This is a genomic window from Acinetobacter septicus (assembly GCF_019355975.1).
Classification (GTDB): Bacteria; Pseudomonadota; Gammaproteobacteria; order Pseudomonadales; family Moraxellaceae; genus Acinetobacter; species Acinetobacter ursingii.
Genome location: NZ_CP079898.1, coordinates 1,976,666 through 1,998,243 on the forward strand (window position 1 = coordinate 1,976,666; position 21,578 = coordinate 1,998,243).

The 21,578-nt window shown below is 40.1% G+C and carries 21 protein-coding genes and 2 tRNA genes; 8 read left to right on the forward strand and 15 right to left on the reverse strand.

Annotated elements, in window-relative coordinates:
- Positions 1–41: 41 nt before the first annotated feature.
- The 3 genes from guaA to I6L31_RS09585 form a co-directional block, all read right to left on the reverse strand.
- Positions 42–1,610 (reverse strand): glutamine-hydrolyzing GMP synthase, encoded by a 1,569-nt coding sequence (gene guaA, locus I6L31_RS09575; RefSeq protein ID WP_035271743.1) that lies wholly within the window; start codon positions 1,608–1,610, stop codon positions 42–44.
- Positions 1,611–1,745: 135 nt separating this feature from the next.
- Positions 1,746–2,114, reverse strand: a complete 369-nt coding sequence (locus tag I6L31_RS09580; protein ID WP_005001595.1) for a NirD/YgiW/YdeI family stress tolerance protein — start codon at positions 2,112–2,114, stop codon at positions 1,746–1,748.
- Between the two features lie 116 nt (positions 2,115–2,230).
- Positions 2,231–2,653 carry a DoxX family protein gene (locus I6L31_RS09585; RefSeq protein ID WP_005001594.1) on the reverse strand — a complete coding sequence of 141 codons (423 nt, stop codon included), beginning with the start codon at positions 2,651–2,653 and terminating at the stop codon, positions 2,231–2,233.
- A gap of 203 nt (positions 2,654–2,856) precedes the next feature.
- On the opposite strand from I6L31_RS09585, the gene I6L31_RS09590 reads away from it, so the two are divergent.
- Positions 2,857–3,510: a DedA family protein gene (locus tag I6L31_RS09590; protein ID WP_004995492.1), complete on the forward strand. Its 654-nt coding sequence runs from the start codon at positions 2,857–2,859 to the stop codon at positions 3,508–3,510.
- A gap of 2 nt (positions 3,511–3,512) precedes the next feature.
- Here I6L31_RS09590 and I6L31_RS09595 read toward each other — a convergent pair whose 3' ends face one another.
- The 5 genes from I6L31_RS09595 to I6L31_RS09615 form a co-directional block, all read right to left on the reverse strand.
- Positions 3,513–4,103, reverse strand: a complete 591-nt coding sequence (locus I6L31_RS09595; protein WP_004995490.1) for a LysE family translocator — start codon at positions 4,101–4,103, stop codon at positions 3,513–3,515.
- Between the two features lie 213 nt (positions 4,104–4,316).
- Positions 4,317–4,703 carry a hypothetical protein gene (locus I6L31_RS09600; RefSeq protein WP_004985706.1) on the reverse strand — a complete coding sequence of 129 codons (387 nt, stop codon included), beginning with the start codon at positions 4,701–4,703 and terminating at the stop codon, positions 4,317–4,319.
- Positions 4,704–4,716: 13 nt separating this feature from the next.
- A complete protein-coding gene (locus I6L31_RS09605) occupies positions 4,717–5,553 on the reverse strand; it encodes a ParA family protein (protein WP_004985709.1) in 837 nt (278 codons plus the stop codon).
- A gap of 80 nt (positions 5,554–5,633) precedes the next feature.
- Positions 5,634–6,026, reverse strand: coding sequence for a SirB2 family protein (locus tag I6L31_RS09610; RefSeq protein WP_004985710.1), 393 nt, complete (start codon positions 6,024–6,026; stop codon positions 5,634–5,636).
- An 18-nt stretch (positions 6,027–6,044) separates the two neighbouring features.
- A complete protein-coding gene (locus I6L31_RS09615; protein ID WP_004995482.1) occupies positions 6,045–6,353 on the reverse strand; it encodes a BolA family protein in 309 nt (102 codons plus the stop codon).
- A 201-nt stretch (positions 6,354–6,554) separates the two neighbouring features.
- Between I6L31_RS09615 and I6L31_RS09620 the strand changes: the two genes are divergently transcribed.
- Both I6L31_RS09620 and I6L31_RS09625 read left to right on the forward strand, forming a co-directional pair.
- Positions 6,555–6,630: transfer RNA gene (locus I6L31_RS09620), tRNA-Gly, on the forward strand.
- A gap of 44 nt (positions 6,631–6,674) precedes the next feature.
- Positions 6,675–6,750: transfer RNA gene (locus I6L31_RS09625), tRNA-Gly, on the forward strand.
- Positions 6,751–7,130: 380 nt separating this feature from the next.
- On the opposite strand, the gene I6L31_RS09630 is transcribed toward I6L31_RS09625, so the two are convergent.
- Positions 7,131–7,349, reverse strand: a complete 219-nt coding sequence (locus tag I6L31_RS09630; RefSeq protein ID WP_010588955.1) for a helix-turn-helix domain-containing protein — start codon at positions 7,347–7,349, stop codon at positions 7,131–7,133.
- Between the two features lie 110 nt (positions 7,350–7,459).
- Between I6L31_RS09630 and I6L31_RS09635 the strand changes: the two genes are divergently transcribed.
- The 5 genes from I6L31_RS09635 (at position 7,460) to I6L31_RS09655 (ending at position 10,485) form a co-directional block, all read left to right on the forward strand.
- The gene (locus I6L31_RS09635; RefSeq protein WP_004985715.1) at positions 7,460–7,675 is read left to right on the forward strand and encodes a hypothetical protein; all 216 of its coding nucleotides are present in this window, start codon (positions 7,460–7,462) and stop codon (positions 7,673–7,675) included.
- 13 nt (positions 7,676–7,688) lie between these two features.
- Positions 7,689–8,870: a site-specific integrase gene (locus tag I6L31_RS09640; RefSeq protein WP_004985718.1), complete on the forward strand. Its 1,182-nt coding sequence runs from the start codon at positions 7,689–7,691 to the stop codon at positions 8,868–8,870.
- Positions 8,863–9,111, forward strand: a complete 249-nt coding sequence (locus tag I6L31_RS09645; RefSeq protein ID WP_004985719.1) for a hypothetical protein — start codon at positions 8,863–8,865, stop codon at positions 9,109–9,111. The genes I6L31_RS09640 and I6L31_RS09645 overlap by 8 nt, the downstream gene beginning before the upstream one ends.
- Before the next feature lie 68 nt (positions 9,112–9,179).
- Positions 9,180–9,728 (forward strand): DUF1376 domain-containing protein, encoded by a 549-nt coding sequence (locus tag I6L31_RS09650; RefSeq protein ID WP_035271851.1) that lies wholly within the window; start codon positions 9,180–9,182, stop codon positions 9,726–9,728.
- A gap of 10 nt (positions 9,729–9,738) precedes the next feature.
- Positions 9,739–10,485, forward strand: coding sequence for an ATP-binding protein (locus tag I6L31_RS09655; RefSeq protein ID WP_004985725.1), 747 nt, complete (start codon positions 9,739–9,741; stop codon positions 10,483–10,485).
- A gap of 896 nt (positions 10,486–11,381) precedes the next feature.
- Here the strand turns inward: I6L31_RS09655 and ppk1 are convergent.
- The 6 genes from ppk1 to I6L31_RS09685 all read right to left on the reverse strand — a co-directional run bounded on the left by ppk1 (position 11,382) and on the right by I6L31_RS09685 (position 21,562).
- A complete protein-coding gene (gene ppk1, locus I6L31_RS09660; RefSeq protein ID WP_005001590.1) occupies positions 11,382–13,460 on the reverse strand; it encodes a polyphosphate kinase 1 in 2,079 nt (692 codons plus the stop codon).
- Between the two features lie 112 nt (positions 13,461–13,572).
- Entirely contained in the window at positions 13,573–14,841 is a 1,269-nt protein-coding gene (locus tag I6L31_RS09665; protein WP_004907087.1) for an MgtC/SapB family protein, read from the reverse strand.
- Positions 14,842–14,890: 49 nt separating this feature from the next.
- Positions 14,891–16,483 carry a Na/Pi cotransporter family protein gene (locus tag I6L31_RS09670; protein WP_004985732.1) on the reverse strand — a complete coding sequence of 531 codons (1,593 nt, stop codon included), beginning with the start codon at positions 16,481–16,483 and terminating at the stop codon, positions 14,891–14,893.
- A 141-nt stretch (positions 16,484–16,624) separates the two neighbouring features.
- On the reverse strand, positions 16,625–17,749 hold the full coding sequence (locus I6L31_RS09675) for an ABC transporter permease (RefSeq protein WP_005001588.1): 1,125 nt from the start codon (positions 17,747–17,749) through the stop codon (positions 16,625–16,627).
- A 1-nt stretch (position 17,750) separates the two neighbouring features.
- Complete coding sequence (rbbA, locus tag I6L31_RS09680; protein ID WP_005001585.1) at positions 17,751–20,507, reverse strand: ribosome-associated ATPase/putative transporter RbbA; 2,757 nt, start codon at positions 20,505–20,507, stop codon at positions 17,751–17,753.
- Positions 20,504–21,562: an HlyD family secretion protein gene (locus tag I6L31_RS09685; RefSeq protein WP_004907097.1), complete on the reverse strand. Its 1,059-nt coding sequence runs from the start codon at positions 21,560–21,562 to the stop codon at positions 20,504–20,506. The genes rbbA and I6L31_RS09685 overlap by 4 nt, the downstream gene beginning before the upstream one ends.
- Between the last annotated feature and the right edge of the window lie 16 nt (positions 21,563–21,578).

A 21,578-nucleotide genomic window follows, 5' to 3' on the forward strand; every position in this document is an offset into this window, starting at 1 on the left:
AATCACATAAAAAAGGCAGGATTTTCATCCCGCCCTTAGTCTTATTCCCATTCAATCGTCGCTGGTGGCTTTGATGAAACATCATAAACCACACGGGAAACATCTTTGATTTCATTCATGATACGCGTCGAGATTTTATCCACCAATTCATATGGCAAATGCGCAAAACGCGCGGTCATAAAGTCCACCGTTTCAACCGCACGAAGTGCAATCACCCATGCATAACGGCGACCATCACCCACCACACCAACAGATTTTACAGGTTGGAATACGGCAAAAGCCTGCGCAGTTTTGTCATACCAACCACTGGCGCGAAGTTCCTGCATAAAGATATCATCTGCCAGACGTAAAATATCGGCGTATTCTTTTTTCACTTCACCCAAAATCCGCACGCCCAAACCCGGACCAGGGAATGGATGACGGTAAATCATGCTGTGTGGCAAACCGAGCGTTGTACCCAATTTACGCACTTCATCTTTAAACAAGTCACGTAATGGCTCGACCAAATCAAACGCTAAATCTTCTGGTAAACCACCTACGTTATGGTGGGATTTGATCACATGCGCTTTGCCTTGTTTGCTGGCAGCAGATTCAATCACGTCAGGATAAATCGTACCTTGCGCCAAGAATTTCACGCCATCGAGTTTACGCGCTTCTTCTGCAAAGACTTCGATAAATTCACGACCAATAATTTTACGTTTTTTCTCAGGATCAACTTCACCCGCAAGTGCAGTTAAGAAACGTTCTTCGGCATCCGCACGAATGACACGGATTCCCATGTTGTCTGCAAACATTTGCATCACTTGGTCGCCTTCGTTTAAACGAAGCAAACCATTGTCTACAAATACACACGTTAATTGATCACCAATCGCTTTATGTAAAAGTGCAGCCACAACGGATGAATCTACGCCACCAGATAAACCAAGTAATACTTTTTCATCTCCAATTTGCTGACGTAATTGTTCTACGCGCAAATCGATAATGTGCTCTGGCGTCCAAAGACCACCACAACCACAGATTTTATGCACAAAGTTAGACAGTAATTCTGCACCTTTGGCGGTATGCGTGACTTCCGGATGGAACTGAACTCCATAGAAACGGCGAGTTTCATCAGATGCTGCTGCGAATGGACAACTTGGCGTGCTAGCAGTAGTCTGAAAACCTTCTGGTAAGCGTCCTACTTTATCACCATGACTCATCCAGACATGGAGTTGATCTTCACGATCCTGCAAATTGCCAATCAATTGATCACGTTGTTGAATGTCAACTTCGGCATAACCAAACTCATGTACCTTGCCCGGCTCAACTTTTCCGCCTAATTGCTCAGACATGGTTTGAAAACCATAACAAATCCCTAAGACAGGGACACCAAGCTCAAATACCACTTGTGGCGCACGTGGGCTACCTTCTTCATGCACGCTTTCAGGCCCACCCGACAAAATGATACCGTTCGGATTAAAAGCACGAATGTCTTGTTCAGACATATCAAAAGCATACATTTCAGAATATACACCTGCTTCACGTACACGACGTGCAATCAGCTGGCTGTATTGAGAGCCGAAATCCAAAATTAAGATACGGTCATCAGTAATGTGAGTATTGGTTGTCATGATTACGCAACTATGCAAGGCAACGAGAGAAGCGCAATATTCTAGCATTTTTCATGATGCCACGCACGTTCTTTCCATAGCCAAAAAACTTAATAAAAACAGTATTAAAAAAGGCACTAAATGAGTGCCTTCTATTTAGTGCTGAATTTTTTCGATTTTCACGACTTCAATGTCTGTAGGTTTATAGCGATGAGTATCTACCTCACCCACAACACGGACGTGATCACCGACTTTTAAGCCTGCTGCATGCCAAAGATCATCATCAATTTCCAGACTAATTGTGCCAGAACGATCTTTAAATTCGTAATGATCACTTTTAATATGTTTGGTAATTTGACCTGTCAATGTTACGCCCGTTTCATCTTTGATTTTTGCTACTTGCTGAACAGTCACCATATTTTTTGCAGCTTCCTGAATAATCACATGATCATCCTTGCCAGCAAATGCACTAGAAGATAAAACGACTGTCGCGGCGATAGAAGCAGTCAGGATAAACTTTTTCATTATTCTCTCTTGATGTTAAATGTATTCAGTTTTATCTAAGCAGAAAGTGAAAAAGATGTCGGCTAGAGTTTTGTAATATAAGGTAAAAGTTAATTTACCCTATAAGTCTGAATAATTTATTTTTCAATCGCTGCATCTAGACTGAATTTACCCGCACCATGTAACATCAAGAAAAATAAACCGCCCGCCATACTTAAGTTTTTCATAAAATTAATGGCTTGAGATTGATCTGTACCTTCATGAAAAATAAGCGCGGTCAAAATACTAAAAACACCAAGTCCCAAAGCTGCTAAACGAGCCTGAAAACCAAAAAGCAAAGCTAGTCCGCCACCAAATTCAACCAAAATTGTTAAAGGTAATAGTCCACCTGGCACCCCCATCGATTCCATATAACCCACAGTTGCCGAATAAGCGGTAATTTTTCCCCAACCTGCAACTATAAAAATATAGGCCATCAGGATTCGTGCGACCAATGAGATAACAGCATCTGCACCAGATTGAGTGACGATGTTTTTTACGACTACATTTGGATTAAACATAAATAAGCCCTTTAGATTGATTTCAAAGTATGTTGTTTTGATGAGATGATCTTAATCTGCTTTATTTTTGCAATAAATATTCATTTTTCAGACATATCGTTCTGAATAAAAGACAATAAAAGATGTAACTTTTTACTGAATCATACTGACTTTCACATAAGGCACTGCTAGGATTTGATCACAATTTTGCGCTGTAGCCTGTCATGGAACTTTTTGATTTTATTTTGCACGTTGATGATCACCTTCTTGAGTTTATTCGCAATTATGGCGTATGGATATATGCAATTTTGTTTCTGATTATTTTTGTGGAAACTGGTCTGGTGGTCATGCCTTTTTTACCGGGCGACAGTTTACTCTTTGCAGCAGGGGCATTGGCAGCATCTACGGGTGCAATGGATCCCTGGGTTCTGGGTATTCTTTTATTCATTGCAGCAGTATTGGGGGATACCCTAAATTATCATATTGGTCGTTTCATCGGCCCGCGTGTTTTTGAAATGAATTCACGTTTTATTAATAAAGCACATCTGAGCAAAACCCATGAGTTTTTTGAACGTCATGGCGGTAAAACCATCATTTTTGCTCGATTTATTCCTTTTGCCCGTACTTTTGCGCCTTTTGTGGCAGGTGCAGGCAGCATGAACTATAAGTTTTTTCTGACCTATAATGTGATTGGAGCGCTGTGTTGGGTGGCTTCTTTTATTACATTGGGCTATTTATTTGGCAATATGCCGATGGTTAAAGATAATTTTACCCACTTAATTTTTGGCATTATTATTTTGAGTGTGTTACCGGGAATTTTTGCCTTTATTCGTCAGAAACTCAGCAATAAGCGCCAAGTTTTAAACTCTAAAAAGTAAGTTTAAAAGAATCGAAAAATCACGGGTAACATACATAATAACAGCAACATTGCCGATCCTTTATATAAACGGTCGGCTTGCAATCCCTTAATATTACCTGCCAGTAAAGCTCGACCAAACACCATCCAGAACCATGACACTGGAAATAGAATCAAGCTAAATACGCCTAGTACTAAAATGGCATGTTCCAAAGAATCCCATGTCTCTGGCGGAAAAATTCCTGCGGCAAACAATAACGCTTTAGGGTTTTTTAAGGTCGAGAAAAATATCTGTTTAGGGCGAATCGTTTTGTGACTTTGGCTATGTTTTTGTAAATGTGAGCTTTTCCACAAGTTAAATGCCAACCAAATGACATACAAAGCACTAATCACATGCAAAAGCGGAGTCAGTGCAGGCCAGATCGGTTGCCCAAGATGAATTAACAATGCCCAAATCGCAATACCATACAGATAACCCAACCATTCTGCTGGAATAAAAGAAGCCGTTTTTGTAATACCCTGATGATGTGCAGCACTGGCAAACAACGCATTGGTTGGACCAGGAATAAGTAGCACGGCTAGCATCGCCAATACAAAAAACCAGCTTTCAATCATAAAGTATCCATCGCGATTAAGGTGGGCACACCTTATATGAAATTGAATTTAACTGACAAGTTTTATTGACGTTTAAGCCTGAGCATAGATGATGAAATATCGATGCAAAGAAAACTAACAATATGATTTAAAAAGACATATCACGAAACATTTTGACAAACACTTATTCAGTCCTGATTCAAAAAATGTGAAACAGGACTCGTTTTTAGGATTTTAACTGGCTTTTTTCTTGACCACAATAGGACAATTTTTAAATTGTGCTGCCTGAACAATCGCTTCTTGCTGACCTAATACGCGAGAAAGTTCCGTATTTTTGGTGTTTGAAGATTGTCCCATGTTGACTGAAACGCTTGGACCGAAGCCCCAACCACCACGTCCCCAGCCACCGCCAAGTCCAACGCCTACACCCACACCTGTCCGTTTCGGTGTCTGCACACCATTTTCAATATAGAGTTGAATACGATTATATTCACTTTGTAATTGCTGACAATTCAACGACTGGTATTGCGTTGGAGAGACATAGGTCGGTTTAACTGTGGTCGCACAAGCACCCAGCAATAGTGTTAATACGCTTAGAGGAAGGAAATATAAGCCTTTCATCGCTTTTCTCAAATTAATTGGGTTCAATTTCTGCGAACAGTGTCTGATACGCTTGTGTCAGCTTGTGTTCTGGCGATAGATGAACCAAGGGTAAATTTTTCTGATGTGATTCTTTCATTAAAATTGAAGGCGGTAACATACTGTTTAATACAGGTAAGCCTTCATCTTTTAATTGTTGTACCACTTCTCTTGGCAATTTTGCCTGTGCCTGAAATTGATTGACCACAATCCCTTCAATTTCCAGACCATTATTATGATCATCTTGGGTTTCGATCACATTTTCAATCAAAGTTTGTAACGCACGTTTGGAAAACACATCGCAATCAAATGGAATCAAGACGCGATCAGCGGCAATGAGCGCCGACAAAGTAAAGAAATTAAAAGCAGGCGGCGTATCGATATAAATCCGATCATATTGGCTGCTGAGTTGTTGCAAAGAATCACGTAATTTATAAATTTTATGCTTGGATTCAAGCGCATGCTCTAATGCACCCAGTGTTGGACTGGCTGGAATCACGTCCAGCTTTGGAAAAGCCGTATGATGCACAAAACTTTCCAAGCCTTTGGCACGTGATTTTAAAATTGAGCCGATGGCATTGCCAATCAACCCTTTTGGTTGATTATTACCTAAGACATCATCAAAAAAGTTTTCGATGTTCGGCTCTAGGGCATTTTTATCTGCGGAGTAAGTCGCCTGTTCACCTAATAGGTATTGGCTAGAATTGGCTTGTGGATCTAAATCAATCACCAGTGTTCTTAAGTTTTGCTGTGCGCTAATTGCAGCCAAATTTACCGTGATACTTGATTTACCCACACCACCTTTTTGGTTAAAAACCACCCGTGTCAACATGCTTCCCTCATCACTATTTTTTCAAACTTGTTTAGAGTTTAACCTAGCCAATCGATATAAATGCAAAGAATGTCAAACAATTAACCAAAAACTGGCTTGATCATGACTAAACCCAGAATAGCAACAAATGCCACACAGCCAATGACCAGACCTGCTTTGCGCTGTACCACTAAAATAGACTGATCCTTTTTAAATGCTTTACTGAATGACGAAAGCATTACCACAAACAGAATAATTTTGGCATAAAACCATGGCTGCATTTGAAAATGATTCAGCGATAACAAAACAAGTCCCGTAATGACAACAAGCGTAAATCCTGAATGTTGCAGGGCAATCCAGAGTTTATTGGTCACAGGAGACTCAGACTGATCAGGCGTAGTCATCCATAAAGGCATAGAACGTATCAGCACGGCTATCGCTGCAAGTGCCAATGCAACCAGATGAATGACAAGGACGAATAAATGTATATCCATTTTTATCTATCAATTTGTTTAATTTTTAGGTGCATGCGCACATTCAGGACTATCGGGTACTTGGCCTTGCCATTCATCTGGCGTATAGGCATGAATCGCCAATGCATGAATTTTACCAGGATTCATTAAATCTGTTGCGACTGCATAGACTTTTTGGTGACGTTGCACCAGTCGAAGTCCCTGAAAAATTGGACTTACAATAGCGACTTTAAAATGACTTTCTTTACCCGGAAAGTAACCACCGTGACCCGCAGACTCGTTGATCACTTCAAGATGCGTGGGTTGCAATGTATTTAAACGTTCAATCAGTTGTTGTTCGAGCGTCATGATCAGTTACCTACTTACATAGAAAGATGGATGGAAGTATAACGTGCCTAAGATTAAAACACTGAAAAACACATAAAAAGTGAGTCAAATAGAATAACTCAGACGATCAGAGTGCGAATATGATTTTATTTTATGCAATCAGCAGCATTATTTGCATAAAGTGGTTGACCCTTGATTTGCTTAATGTATTATAAGCGGCACGCGGGAATAGCTCAGTTGGTAGAGCACAACCTTGCCAAGGTTGGGGTCGCGAGTTCGAGTCTCGTTTCCCGCTCCAGATTGTTTTTAGTGAAAGTTTTTTATAAAACTGCTCAAATATTTGCGGGAATAGCTCAGTTGGTAGAGCACAACCTTGCCAAGGTTGGGGTCGGGAGTTCGAGTCTCCTTTCCCGCTCCAGATTCAAAAAGCCCTCATCGAAAGATGGGGGCTTTTTTCTTGTTGATTATTAATAATATTTTTTCTAAAACCTATATGTTCCAGCTTTGGAAGAAGCACTAAAAATTTTAGAAAAAGTATTGTATAAGCTCGCTGCGTGACCAAAAGTGCCCTAAACGTGCCTTCCCTTTATCATATACGAATCAATTCATTCGCTATTCTGGTATTTTTTTAATCAATTTCAGTATAGATAATCAGAACACCTTCCCCATACACTTGACTTCCCTTTTTTCCATCTATTTTAGTATTTTTTTATTTGCTTTATTTTGATGGTGACCAAATTTGGTCACCAAAAATACATAGTTAAAACATTTACTTATGATCAAAAAACTCAATTTTAATCAATCATTCTGCTCTTCATTTTTCTTAAATTTTAATAAATCACCCACTTCAACATTAAGTAATACACACAATTTTTCTAAGGTCTCAAAATCTATTCGAGTCGATTGACCATTATATAACTTATGCAATGTTGTCTTACTCATTCCAGTCGCTCGAACTACATCCGCAACTTTCATTCTTCGCTCTGCCAAAAGCACTGGCAAGTTACAAACTATCATTAATTACCACCATTGTGTAATAAAGTACTTGCATAGTGTCTTAAATGCATTTATTATCGCATTGTGGTCTTAAATAACACCATTGTGATACTTTATAAAAGGATACAAACATGAATCTTACTTATATTACTACAAAAGAATTGGCGGAACGAATCCATTATAACGAACGTACTATCCGTAATCAGTTAAAAGATAGCGTTTTGATCGAAGGCATTCATTACATTCGCCCTTTTGGTGGTCGCAAAATTTTATATGTATGGGAGCGTATTGAAGAAGATATGACTAAAACAACTTTAGGCTCGCTACACAGCCTACAACTTCTGTAAGGAGAACATAATTATGGCTGCTATTCGTACTAGATACGGTAAGTTATGTGTCGATTTTCGATACTTAAGTATCCGTTGCCGTGAAACCACCGCTCTTGAAGACAATGCTCAAAATCGAAAAAAGCTTGAAAAAGCGATTGAACGAATGGAGGCAGAAATCTTATTGGGTATTTTTGACTATGCTAAATACTTTCCAAAAAGTTCTCGTTTGAAAGAAATCAAAAATGCAGAAAACAGAGTAAATGAAATCAGCTCAAAAACACCTCTATTTTCTAAGTTCTGTGAAATCTGGTTCACTGATAAAGAAATAGAATGGCGTACAAGCTACAAGGAAAAAATTCAAATTGTGATCAGAAAGTACTTAATTCCTTTTTTTGGCACAATTCCGGTTATTAATATCAAAAAGTCAGACATTCTTGGATTCCGTTCATCCCTCGCCAAAGTGACTCACGGGAAAAACCAAGAATGCCTTTCACCATCAAGAATCAACCAGATTATGATAGCACTTCGTATGATACTCGATAGTGCTGCCGAACGATATGACTTTGACAGTCCTTATAAGAATATCAAGAACTTAAAGCAAGGGAAAATTGAAGTCACGCCTTTTTCATTAAAGGAAGTACATGCAATCTTGGCCACAGTTCGTGATGATTTTAAGCCTTATTACACTGTTCGGTTTTTCACAGGTATGCGCACCAGTGAAATTGATGGGTTGCAATGGAAAAATGTGGACTTGCAACGTCGGGAAATCCATATTCGTGAAGCCTTGGTGAATGGGGAACTGGGTGGAACCAAAACCTATGGTTCTGACCGCACAATCCAGATGAGTGACCGCGTTTACCAAGCCTTTCTGCAACAGAAAAGCTTAAATAATGGTAAATCAGAGTTTGTTTTCTGCAATCGTGATGGTGGACCTCTCGATTACCGTTTGGTGAATAAACGTGTCTGGCATCCGATCTTGCGCTTTCTAGGATTAAAGCCTAGAAGAGCCTACCAAACACGTCATACAGCAGCAACGCTCTGGCTGTCGGCAGGAGAGAATCCGGAATGGATCGCACGTCAATTGGGACATTCAACGACTGAAATGCTATTCCGGGTCTATAGCCGTTACATCCCCAATGTTACCCGTCGTGATGGCAGTGCATTTGAAGCCATGCTGGAAAAACTAAATACAGAGGAGCTTGCACATGAATAGTAAAGCTTTCTTTGGTGGTGTGGTCGTCAGTCCTGAAGCGGATACGGTCGCTCGTGAATTAATCCATGAGCTACACATTCCCAAACTGCACAATCTGGCGTTTTTGCTGGAGATCAACAAATGCTTCGATGATCACCAGGCGTTAAGACTGTGGCTACAGCGACTGCTGGATGATGGACAAGCCCATTACGATGACCTAGCCCAACAGGCTCGCCTCCGGTTAATGAGCTTAGCTCCCTGATCAAATAAATATACAAGGTCATCTGATTGATGACCTTAGCCCTCTATACCTATAAAAAAGGTGAACACATGCATAAACATATTTCAATTTGGATGCCACTCTATATTGGCGACCTACAGGCGAAATTTGCACGAATGACAGCAGAACAAATTGGTGCGGCACTGCTGTTAATGATGGATTTCTGGAAAAACGGTGCTATTCCTCATGACCTAGCTACGGTATGTAGCATCACAAAATTATCGCAACATACCAAGGCTAAAACTTTGTTGAATACGCTAATAGCCCTGGAATTGTTTGAAATCGAATCTGAGCAAATTCATTCAAGTTTTTTAACCAGTTTAAAAAGCCAGGCATTGCAAAATCAGCAAATGAAATCTGATAAAGCTAAAAATGCAGCTCAAGCACGTTGGGGAAAATCCGCAACTAATGCTCAAGCATCAGCCAAGCAACGAAAAGTAAATGCTCAAGCAGCTCCTGAGAAGAGCCCGAGTATTACTCAAGTCATGCTTGAACCATGCCCTTCATCTTCATCTTCATCTTCATCTTCATCTTCATCTTCATCTTCAAATTTTGAAGAAAAAAATGAGAGTTTTTTAGAAAATTCAAAATGGATTTAGGAGAACAATCATGAATACCATGCTTAAAACGCTCCAGTTTCGCGCAGAAACAACAGAAGCACTCTGCCCTACCCATCATATACCCCTGATGGAAATCGCCGGTCACAGGCTTTGCAAATTGTGTGCAAAAGAAATGGTCCATCGCTCACATGCAGCCTATGCAGATGAGCTGCAACAACGGTTGCTGCAACAGAAAATCAAAAACTCAGGGCTCAATAAACGCTACCTGGACCGTGGCTTCAAGAATTATGTAGTTGCATGTCCTGCTCAAGACAATGCCATAAAACTATGTCAGGCTTTTGCACAGCAAATTATTTCTGACCATTATCCAAACCTGCTGCTCATTGGTACACCAGGTACAGGAAAGACTCATCTGAGTGCGTCAATCATTCGCAACATTCTGCATAACAGTACAAAATCTGCACGCTACTATACCAGTGCAGAAATTGCTCAAAAAATGATGGACACCTGGTCAGATGCTTCACGCTCTGAAAAGGAAGTTATCGAGCATTTCTCCAGTTTTGATTTATTGGTGATAGATGAATATGGCCTGCATGACCGACATGAAAAACGCCTGGAGATGGTGCATAAGGTTTTATATAGTCGTTATGACAATATGAAATCTACACTGCTGATTTCCAATTTCACAATCCAAAATATGCAGCGGGATTTAGGTGCCCGATTATGGTCACGGTTACATGAGAACAATTTGATTGTAGTGCCATGTTATTGGGATGATCTAAGATTTAATCAGTAAAATAATTTAGATTTAGAATCTATATAAGTGTAAAACCTATAAGTATTGGTTTTACACTTAATATCAAGATAATTAGAAGTAGTAAGAATTCTCTCCATCCAAATTCAATACCATCTAATTTTCAAATATAACAAAATTAATTTAACAATATCAAAAATTGCTTTTTTAAGAGTTAAATCTATACTACCTTTTATGAAAATTGGTTCATATTTTTTCATCAAATTGAGAAAATAAAAATCGAAAATAACCCTTATCAATTTCAGTTAAATTTTTAAAATCATGTTAAAAAATTACATATTTTTTGTTATTTTCAACATAACTTATAGTATAATTATAATATATAAAACAGCATCTTGTGATAGGAAAATGAAAAAATGAAGCTCACATCTAATAAATTTTTAATTCCCTTTACTCTTATCATTTTAATCAGCAGTTTTTTAATTATTCTCTACCGTATTACTATCAGCTAATACAGAAATTTTTCATATAATGATATGAAAAGAATTTAAAAAATTTAGATCAAATGAAAACCGACATAATTTAGATATATTCAAATTATGTCATTATTGTTTCATCGTACTCATTCGCTATGAAATAAAATAAGCCAAATGAAATATTTTTACCAAGGCAAAAAGATCAACTTCGGCATCTGGACAGGTAAGACTTGATCAAAATATAAAGTACCCAAAAATGTTTATCCTATTTAAATGTGTTAAATCAAAAAACAATGACCATCCAACAACTTAAAATATTATATCTGCCTATAACTTTATTTGACAAAAGGTGGCAAAGTGCTTGCTACTTTAAAATTAGTGGCATTCCACCTGTATCGAAAGATCATAATTTCTTAAATGTTGTTGAATAGGCCTAAAAAGAGTTAACTTTAAGTTAAGCATTTACCTTATAACGCTTAACAAAAAGTGCTGCGCATTATGTGGCTTTTCATTTTCTATGCATGAGTTACGCTTCCAACTACCATCACTTTGTAATAGCCATGCTTGTTGATTATCCATTAAATAATTTTCTAACCCTTGCTGATAAATTCTTTTTTTGAGTCTAGTATTTTCAATAGGAAAGCACACTTCAACACGTTTAAATAAATTACGCTCCATCCAGTCAGCACTAGAACAATACACACGTGTATCACCATTATTGTAAAAATAATAGACACGAGTATGCTCAAGAAAACGCCCTACAATTGAGCGAACACGAATATTTTCTGATAAGCCAATTAGGCCTGGACGTAAACAACAAATAGAACGAATGATTAATTCTATTTGCACACCAGCTTGAGAAGCTTCGTATAATTTATTAATCAATTGAACTTCGGTTAGTGCATTGACCTTAATGATAATTTTTGCCGGTTTCCCTGCTTTCGCAAGCACAATCTCGTTTTCAATAAAATTCATCAACTGACTATGCAAAGTAAATGGTGCATGTAGAAGTTTCTTTAACTTCACCATTTTGCCCATACCGGTTAATTCTTGAAAAATACGATGTACATCTTCACACAAATCTTGATTGGTCGTTAATAAACCGTAATCAGTGTAAATTTTGGCATTGCCAGCATGATAATTTCCTGTACCTAAATGTGCGTAGCGCACCAGTTTTTGATTTTCTCGGCGTACCACCAAAATCATTTTGGCATGAGTTTTATAGCCGACAATGCCATATACCACCACGGCACCCGCTTCCTGTAAAACATTGGCAACAGCGATATTGGACTCTTCATCAAACCGTGCTCGTAATTCAATCACTGCGGTGACTTCTTTACCATTTCTTGCCGCCTCAGCCAAAATTTGCACAATTTCTGAATTTGCACCGCTACGGTACAAGGTCTGTTTAATGGCCAAAACATGCGGATCTTGCGCGGCTTCACGTAATAATCGAATTACAGGGGAAAATGATTCAAAAGGATGATGCAATAAAATATCTTGTTTCTGCATCGCACTGAAAATATTTGCAGATTTTTTCAGTATTTTTGGAATCACAGGAGTATGTGGCTCATAGCGTAAATATGGGCGTTTAAAATCCGAGACCAATCGAGCCAAATTAACAGGCCCGTCGACACGATACAATTGATGCGTATCCAAATCGAATTCTTTGAGTAAGTATTCATAAATATGTGTTGGACAATTTTTATTGACCTCCAAACGTACTGCCCGACCAAAACGGCGTGAACTGAGTTCGTCTTTTAAGGCTTCCGCTAAGTCTTCAACATCTTCAGTTAACGTTAAATCTGCATTTCGGGTTACTCTAAATTGATAGCAACCCGTTGCCGTCATTCCCGGAAATAAATCAGACACATGAGTATGAATAATTGAAGAGAGCATCACATGATGCTCTTTGCCTTCGGTCAACTCATCTGGCAAACGCACCACACGTGGCAATGAACGTGGTGCAGGAACCACTGCCAAATCGATCTGACGGCCAAAGGCATCCTTACCTTCCAAAGTCACAATGAAATTAAGTGATTTGTTGACCAAGCGTGGAAAGGGATGCGCAGGATCTAAACTTATTGGTGTTAAGGCTGGTGCAACCTGTTCCTGAAAATATTTTTTGACCCAATTAGATTGTGCTTGAGTTAACTCTCCACGTCTTAAAAAGCTGATGCCTTCTTCTCTTAACTGCGGAAAAATTTGCTCATTTAAAATTTGATATTGGCGTTCAATCGCAGCATGTGCTGTCTCCGAAATTTGATGTAAAATTTCTTGTGGGGATAAACCATCAGCCGTTTGTATGTCTCGCTCTTGAACAAAATGTTCCAACATAGTTGCAACACGAATTTCAAAAAACTCATCTAAATTTCTAGAAAAAATTAATAAAAAATTCAATTTTTCTAAGAGTGGATTTAAAGGATCGACCGCTTGTTCTAAGACACGTAAATTAAAATCTAAAATTGACAACTCGCGATTAATATATCGCTCAACTTGACCATATACCGGGGGGGAGGCTTGTGTAACTACGGAATTCATATACTACCCATATTTCTTAAAAGCAATGCCATTTTTAATTGGCTAAAAATAAATAGAATTACAAAACAAAAACTTAAATATCATTCTAAAATATTGAAAATAAATCCTAAATTTACTGAATAACCATCCAAAGTACCGCCATTAAAATCGCCATATGCAGCATTTGTGCGGGGGCAAAATATAGAAAATATTTCCCGCCACCAGTTAAAAATGCATTGATGCTTTTAGAAAATGCATGTGCAGCCAAACCAATCATCATAGCGTAGACCAACGTCATCTGCTGTGGTGTTCCTTGCATCACCACCGTTGCCATGGCGGCATGCACTTCAAATAAAGAAGCGAAGAATGCCCCAATAATCAAACCGCTATCACCCAACACTACATTCAAGCCATATACCGCTGCTTGAATCACTGTCAGTGTTACCACAATGATCAAGGCTTCCTTAATGCTGAACATCCGACTGTCCATATGCGTAATATCATTTTGTGGTGTAGCCTGTTGACCCATCGTCGCTTTGGATGAATGAATTAACATCAAGGCAATGATCAAAAGCACTGCAATGCCAATACTGCAAGGCAACAATAAAACCTTAAACCAAGCAAAATTAATCCCTGCGACAATAATCAGCAGCTGTAACAGGGTCGCAATACAGGAAATTAAGCCTGCACCAGCATTAGATTTGGCTTCTGCTTTGCCTGAACGGACTTCCATGCCCAAACTGGCAATAGTTGCGGTGCTAGAAACAAAACCGGATGCCAAAGATGACAACATCAAGGCTTTATTGTTTGGCAAGAGACGTTTAGCAATATGTGCCAAGGACTGTACGCCTAAAATCATGATCAGCAGTTTTAGAATCACATATGGATTGAGTACTGTGCCCCACATTGCCTGATCCGGCATCAGTGGCAAGGCAATTAAAATCAGTGCCAGTAAAAACAAACCGTCACGCAGTTCAAAATGCTGAATCCAATTGCCAGCAAAATAATGCAATGACTGCTTGCCCATTAAAATCAGACACAACACTACCGCTAACCCTGCAGCAAGCGGCACATTAAACACACATAATGCACCAATCAAATAGGTCATCAAAAATGCCAGTTCAGTGGTCGCACCAATATCCTGTTTTTGTTTAATCAGGCTATAAACACAAAAAGTCGTGACTGAAAATGCACCTAAGATACCTACTGCAAGATGTAGTAAAAAACATACTGCCCCAAGCAAGGCGCAAATGGTAAATGAACGCAGTCCGGCAAAACTGGGTTCACTTTCTTTACGATTATGCCTTTCCCGTTCTAAACCGATTAATAAACCGCAGCCTAATGCAGATACCATGACTCTCAATAATTCTTGAAAGGACAAATCTAGTAATACAGTATTCAATTTCTTAGCCTCAACACAGCTGGATAAAAAATGCGATGAACCACATTCATCAAGACTCCTCTAAAAGACGCTCATACATCACGTTAGAGAAACGATAGCTATGTGCAATTAAGCGATCCATCCAACGCTGTGCAGCTAATAATTCCACCCCTTTGGATGCGCTTAATTGATTTACTTCGGTATATTCCATGACTTTTTTACGCGTTTCGGCACGATGGCTACTGGTCCATTTTTTTAACTGATTTAAATCGGCTCTAAGATTTTCAATGACTGACCGATCTGCTAACTGTTCTATATGTGAAAAGTAACTTTCTAAAATATTGCAATAATCTAGTGCTAACTGAAAAATTGCCGGCTGTGTTCGTAGCAATATGGCATTATCTAAACGCTCTAAATCATTATGTAAGACACGTACATAGACCATTACTCGCAGTAATGATAAGAATTTTTGTTTGAGTGCAGGATGCTCAGGAATCGCTATTTTTTCTAAATACTGCTCAATATGCTGAATAATCTCATTCAGCGTATTCAACTGTTGATGTCTAGGTAATGTACCGGTCTGAAAAACCATTTGTAGAATTTTAAAAATCTCAAATATGCTGAAATATACCGCCTTTTCCGCGGCCTGTACTGCAATGGCAGGTACTTGCAAACTTGCATCATCCAGACTGTCTAAAATGGCAGGATTATTACTTGGCAACCATTGGATAATTTTCTGTTCTAAAAATTTCAGACTTGGCATAAACATACATGCCCCCAACACACTGAATGCTGTATGAAACATCGCGAGCATAATCACTTGATCAATGCTGCTGAAAAATGCACTGTGTTTAATCAACCAAAGAAAAAACGGTGCTAACAGGAAAAATGCAGCAATCGCACTCACGAGATTAAAAATCACGTTCACAGCAACTGTTCGTTTGGCATTGATCGAAGCGCCAATCACCGAAATCACGGTAATGCTGACTGCACCAATATTTTGCCCAATCACCATATATAGCGCCTGCGGCAAGTCAATCGCACCACTGACTAAGGCAGCCATAGTCGCTGTAATAGATGCACTAGAGGACTGCAGCAGCATTGCCATAATGATGCCGATCAGCACCAAAACCAATTGTGACCACAAGCTGTCATAACCAAAAAAGGATAAATCTGAGTGTACAGCAAACCCCGCCATGGCTTTTTGCAAAACATCGATGCCAAAGAAAATCAGACCAAAGCCTGCAATCACAAGGCCCAATAAGGCCATTTGGCCTTTAGCGATGAGTTTAAGCAGAGCGCCTAAAGCAATCATCGGTAATGCCAACATGGAAATGGAAAATTTCATGCCCAAAAATGCCACAATCCAACCAGTACTGGTTGTGCCGATATTGGCACCAATCACCACACTCATGGCTTGCGTGAAACTGAGTACCCCTGCTCCGACAAAACCAATGGCGGCGACAATTGTTGCTGTAGATGAATGCACCAGCAATGTCATACCCAAACCTGACAGCATGGCTTTAAACGGTGTTGCCGTAAACCTTGTCAGTAACTCCTTCAAGGTCTGACCTGCAATTTCTTTAAGGCTATCAGTCAGTAACGTCATACCAATTAAAAATAGACCGACACCGCCACATAGTTCAGAGAGAATTTGAAGCACTACATTCCCCTATAAATTTCAAAAAAATTATGCTATTCAATGACATTTATTTAAATCTTGCGCCATTGAATTATTATCAAAGAATAAAAAAAAAGTAGGCAGTCTTTTAAGGGATGGACACTGCCTGCCAAAAGGAAATTGTTAAGCCATGGTATGAATGGTGTCTTTAAAGCGTTTCCACGATATATAGAAAAATACCACTGCAATACCTAACAGCCATACAAAAGATGGCCATACCACATCAAATCCAGCATTGCGGTATAAAATGGCTTGAGCTAAGGAAACAAAATGCGTCGTTGGGGCAATCATCATCACGTGCTGTACAATTTCCGGCATACTTTCACGTGGAGTTGAGCCGCCTGATAGCATTTGCATCGGAATCAATACGAGCATCATTAACAAACCAAACTGCGGCATAGATTTCGACACGGTGGCCATATAAATACCCATCGAAGTGGTTGCAAACAGTGTGAGTAAGGCGCCAAAGAAAAAGAGCGGCAAACTACCATCAATCGGGACATGCAATACACCCTGAATCACGACTTTTAAGCCAACAAATACTGCGATCAATACCACAAGACTCATTGACCAGACTTTGGACATCATGATTTCAAATACCGTTACTGGCATCACCATCAAATGTTCAATGGTGCCATGCTCACGTTCACGAATCAGCGCTGCACCAGTCAGAATAATTGAAAGCATTGCCACGTTATTAATAATCCGCATGACACTCATAAACCATTGATTTTCCAGTGTTGGATTAAAACGGGAACGTATTGCCAAATCTATCGGTAGCTGGCTAATTTCACGATTGCGAAGTACATATTCATTTACTTCAGATTGAATGATCTGCTGAATATAACCTGCGCCAGACATGGCTTGGGTCATTCGGGTTGCATCCACATTAACCTGAATTTCTGCTGCATCACCCGACAGTACATCCGACTGGAAATTACTCGGAATATTGACCGCAAAGGTAAATTCACCTGCGTCCATGCCTGCATCCATCGTGCCAAGCGTGGTGGTTTTACTGATAAAATTAGGCGGATAAAAGGCTGAAGAAATCCGTTCCGACAAGGTAGAGTGATCCTCATCCACAATCGCAATCGGTGCCATATTCAAGGTATCTTTGACCGCTGTTGATGCGGTATATACTGAGATGGTAAAGGTGTAAATAATTAACACCAACATGATTGGATCGCGCCAGAGACTCCAAAGCTCTTTACAGCCGAGCTGGTAGATATTCTGTAATTTTGTGAACATCTTATTGCTCCTGTTTCTTCAGCAAGGCAATAGCAGCAAACATTACTACCGGAACAGCCATGGCCATGATCCAAATGGCCTGTTTCAAATCATCAAAGCCCAAACCTTTATTAAAAATTCCACGACTGATATTGACCATATGCGTTGCCGGATAAATTTCCCCAAACCAGCGTCCAAACCCATCCAAAGACGATACAGGATTGATAATTCCAGCAAACTGCATAACTGGTATCAAAGTCCCAATCATGACTAAAAACATTGAAGCAATCTGGCTTTTGGTAATAGTAGATGCCAATAGGCCCATACCTGTGGCAAAAATTACAAACAAAAAAGAAGCTAAGGTCAGAGCAAAGAAGCTACCTTTTACAGGTACATCAAATAAAGTAACCATGACCAAACACATAAGGGAATAGTTCAACATTGCCAACAAGATATATGGAATCTGTTTACCAATTAAAAATTCTGTCCGCGTCACTGGTGTGACATACAAATTCACAATCGAACCTAATTCTTTTTCTCGCACCACAGATAAAGCAGTCAACATGGCAGGAATCAACAGTAATAATAAAGGCAATACTGCGGGGGTCATCGCAGGTAAACTTTTAATATCTGGGTTATAGCGGTAACGAGTTTCAACACTCACAGTACTAGATGTTTTATAACCACTTTGTTCCAATGCTTTTTGCATCAGCCAATACGTGTGAATCCCCTGCACATAACCTTGCACAGTTTCTGCACGCTGTGGCATCGCACCATCAATCCACGCAGCGACTTGCACCTGTTCACCACGAGCAACATCACGAGCAAAATTTGGCGGAATTTCTATCGCCAAGGAAATATCCCCACTACGCATACGCTGATCAATATCATCATAGCTTTGCAGCGCTGGCTGTTCGATAAAATAACGCGACCCTGCAATACTCATGCTGTAGTTTTGACTTAAGCTCGTTTGGTCACGATCCAACACAGCGAATTTGAGGTCTTCAACATCCATGGTGATGCCGTAGCCCATGACCAGCAGTAAAATTAATGACCCCATTAAAGCCATGGTGGCGCGAATCGGATCACGCGCCAACTCCAAAGATTCACGCCAGGCAACACTCAATAACCGGCGCAAACTGAATTTTTTTGGCTTGGCATTCAGTTCTTTACTGCCATTTGTTTCAGCAATACTTTTCGCCAAATCATTGGGCTGATCTTTAGTGCCTGCACCAGCATCAATCAAATAACCGATAAAAGCTTCTTCAAGTGTTTCAGCATGGCGGTTTTTTATCAGCTGTGCTGGTGACGCACTGTCAAGCACTCGTCCAGCGTGCATCATTGACATTCGGTCACAGCGCAACGCTTCGTTCATAAAATGAGTTGAAATAAAGATCGTGACCCCATCATTACGCGACAAATTGATTAAATAGCGCCAGAAATTATCACGCGCAATCGGGTCAACCCCAGATGTTGGTTCATCCAGAATTAAAATTTCAGGATTATGCACCAGTGCCACTGCGAGTGATAAACGCTGACGCACGCCCAAAGGCAAATCATCGGGCAGTTTTTCTTTGACTTCTTCCAGGTCAAAACGCTCCAGCATGAGCTGTACACGTGGCTCAATCTGTTCTTTTGGTACATGAAATAATTTGGCATGTAAGACCAAATTCTGCACAATGGTCAGCTCGCTGTATAGGGAAAATGCCTGCGACATATAGCCGACACGGCGACGAGTTTCAATATTGTTGCCCTCTACAGGCTCACCAAACAGCCACGCCTGACCTTCTGAGGCTTCTAAAAGTCCCGTCAGCACTTTCATGGTGGTGGATTTACCACAACCATTCGAGCCTAAGAAACCAAATATTTCACCACGCTTAATTTTAAAATTAACATGATCTACCGCAGTAAAATCACCAAATTTCACTGTTAAATCTTGCGCTTCAAGAGCATAGCTTTCTGAACCGTAGTCAGGTAAAGGCGGAATCACCACAGGCTCATAGCCGAGCTTTTTTTCTTCTGGCAATAGTTGAATAAAAGCATCTTCTAAACTGTTACATTGCGTTTCAGTCAATAATTCTTGTGGTGTGCCAGTTTTTAAAATCTGCCCATCATCCATCATCGCCAGCCAGTCAAAGCCTTGTGCTTCATCCATATAAGCAGTAGCAACAATAACACTCATCTGTGGACGAACTTTGCGAATGCGGTTAATCAGTTCCCAAAATTGCGCCCGTGCCAAAGGGTCAACCCCTGTGGTCGGCTCATCTAAAATCAGAAAATCGGGATCATGAATCAAAGAACAGCACAGACTTAATTTCTGCTTCATCCCACCCGATAATTTACCCGCAGGACGGTCGAGAAAATTGTACAAGCCTGTGCTTTTGGTCAGATCATCAATCCGTTTGCGTCGCTCGGCAGCATCATGCCCAAACAGACGTGCCACAAACTGTAAATTCTCTTCAACCGATAAAGTTTTATATAGGTTTTTCCCTAAACCCTGCGGCATATAGGCAATATGTGGGCAAACACGGGTACGGTGTTGTTTATCGGCAATATCACCGCCCAACACCTTTAAGCGACCTTGCTGTACAATTTTCGCCCCTGACAGCAAAGCCAATAGACTGGATTTCCCCACCCCATCTGGACCGATTAAACCGATCATGCAGCCTGCTGGTAAGGATAGCGACACTTGATTCAGTGCAACCGTTTTTCCATATTTCAGACTAACATTTTCAATTTCTGCAACAACCGATCCTTTTTCAGATTGTTGTGTCATCATTTAACTGTGTTCTCTAAAAATGTCGGCCAAGCTGCCTGATCATCAATTTTGATATATGCCACACCTGGCAAACCTGTTTTGACTTGTTCGATATATTTGTTCAATAAAGTTGGATCAATTTTCGCTTTAACACGGAACATCAGTTTTTGACGTTCGCTTTCCGTTTCCACCGATTTTGGTGTGAACTGTGCAGTATCGGCAACAAAAGACACTGTAGCTGGAATCACCACATTTTTCGCAGCATCCAATACAATACGTACTTCTGTTCCAATAGCAATTTTACCTGCAACGGTTTCAGGCAAAAAGAACGTCATATACACATCAGATAAATCAATCAGATTGAGCACACGCCCGCCCGCTGCCACCAACTCACCCGGCTGCGCGACACGGAACTGAACACGTGCTTTTAATGGTGCACGTAACTGTGCATCATCCATATCAAATTTAATCCGTTCCACCGAGGCTTTGATGGCATCGACTTGAGAATGTGCGGCTGACACTTGGCTTTTAGACGCAACAATTGCCCCTTGGGCACTTTGTACCTGTGCTTTGGCTGCGCTTAATACCGCAATGGCTTGCTGTGCTGCGGCACGTTCATCATCCAGTTGTTGCTTGGACGATGCGCCTTCTTTGGCTAAAACTTCGGTACGCGCTAAACGATTTTTAGCCGCCATCAGTTCTGTTTCACGCTGTTGTACCATGGCTTCAGCGGCGGCTTTTTCGCTGATCCGCATCGCCACTTGTGCTTCCGCTGTCGCAATCGCATCCTGGGCTTGACGCTGTTGTGCTTCCAATTCACGTAACTGGGCTTCTAAAGTCGAAATTTTAACCCGCGCCAAGATTTGACCAGGCTCGACAAAGTCACCTTCTTTAACCAAAATTTCTTCTAACTGGCCAGATAGCTTACTAGATACGTTAATTTCAGTGGCTTCAATACGTCCATTGCCACTGACTAAGGCATCAGTGTCTGGCTTATTCATATTTTTCCAGATCAGATAAGCGACCAACCCTAAAACAACGATGAACCCAGCAATGGTTATTTTCTTAAAATTCATGTTTAATTACCCAATA

What these genes read in the sequence shown, in the direction of transcription:
- guaA (WP_035271743.1), bottom strand. Translation starts at nt 1,610, where the DNA reads ATGACAACCAATACTCACATTACTGATGACCGTATCTTAATTTTGGAT.
- I6L31_RS09580 (WP_005001595.1), bottom strand. Translation starts at nt 2,114, where the DNA reads ATGAAAAAGTTTATCCTGACTGCTTCTATCGCCGCGACAGTCGTTTTA.
- I6L31_RS09585 (WP_005001594.1), bottom strand. Translation starts at nt 2,653, where the DNA reads ATGTTTAATCCAAATGTAGTCGTAAAAAACATCGTCACTCAATCTGGT.
- I6L31_RS09590 (WP_004995492.1), top strand. Translation starts at nt 2,857, where the DNA reads ATGGAACTTTTTGATTTTATTTTGCACGTTGATGATCACCTTCTTGAG.
- I6L31_RS09595 (WP_004995490.1), bottom strand. Translation starts at nt 4,103, where the DNA reads ATGATTGAAAGCTGGTTTTTTGTATTGGCGATGCTAGCCGTGCTACTT.
- I6L31_RS09600 (WP_004985706.1), bottom strand. Translation starts at nt 4,703, where the DNA reads ATGAAAGGCTTATATTTCCTTCCTCTAAGCGTATTAACACTATTGCTG.
- I6L31_RS09605 (WP_004985709.1), bottom strand. Translation starts at nt 5,553, where the DNA reads ATGTTGACACGGGTGGTTTTTAACCAAAAAGGTGGTGTGGGTAAATCA.
- I6L31_RS09610 (WP_004985710.1), bottom strand. Translation starts at nt 6,026, where the DNA reads ATGGATATACATTTATTCGTCCTTGTCATTCATCTGGTTGCATTGGCA.
- I6L31_RS09615 (WP_004995482.1), bottom strand. Translation starts at nt 6,353, where the DNA reads ATGACGCTCGAACAACAACTGATTGAACGTTTAAATACATTGCAACCC.
- I6L31_RS09630 (WP_010588955.1), bottom strand. Translation starts at nt 7,349, where the DNA reads ATGATAGTTTGTAACTTGCCAGTGCTTTTGGCAGAGCGAAGAATGAAA.
- I6L31_RS09635 (WP_004985715.1), top strand. Translation starts at nt 7,460, where the DNA reads ATGAATCTTACTTATATTACTACAAAAGAATTGGCGGAACGAATCCAT.
- I6L31_RS09640 (WP_004985718.1), top strand. Translation starts at nt 7,689, where the DNA reads ATGGCTGCTATTCGTACTAGATACGGTAAGTTATGTGTCGATTTTCGA.
- I6L31_RS09645 (WP_004985719.1), top strand. Translation starts at nt 8,863, where the DNA reads ATGAATAGTAAAGCTTTCTTTGGTGGTGTGGTCGTCAGTCCTGAAGCG.
- I6L31_RS09650 (WP_035271851.1), top strand. Translation starts at nt 9,180, where the DNA reads ATGCATAAACATATTTCAATTTGGATGCCACTCTATATTGGCGACCTA.
- I6L31_RS09655 (WP_004985725.1), top strand. Translation starts at nt 9,739, where the DNA reads ATGAATACCATGCTTAAAACGCTCCAGTTTCGCGCAGAAACAACAGAA.
- ppk1 (WP_005001590.1), bottom strand. Translation starts at nt 13,460, where the DNA reads ATGAATTCCGTAGTTACACAAGCCTCCCCCCCGGTATATGGTCAAGTT.
- I6L31_RS09675 (WP_005001588.1), bottom strand. Translation starts at nt 17,749, where the DNA reads ATGTTCACAAAATTACAGAATATCTACCAGCTCGGCTGTAAAGAGCTT.
- rbbA (WP_005001585.1), bottom strand. Translation starts at nt 20,507, where the DNA reads ATGATGACACAACAATCTGAAAAAGGATCGGTTGTTGCAGAAATTGAA.
- I6L31_RS09685 (WP_004907097.1), bottom strand. Translation starts at nt 21,562, where the DNA reads ATGAATTTTAAGAAAATAACCATTGCTGGGTTCATCGTTGTTTTAGGG.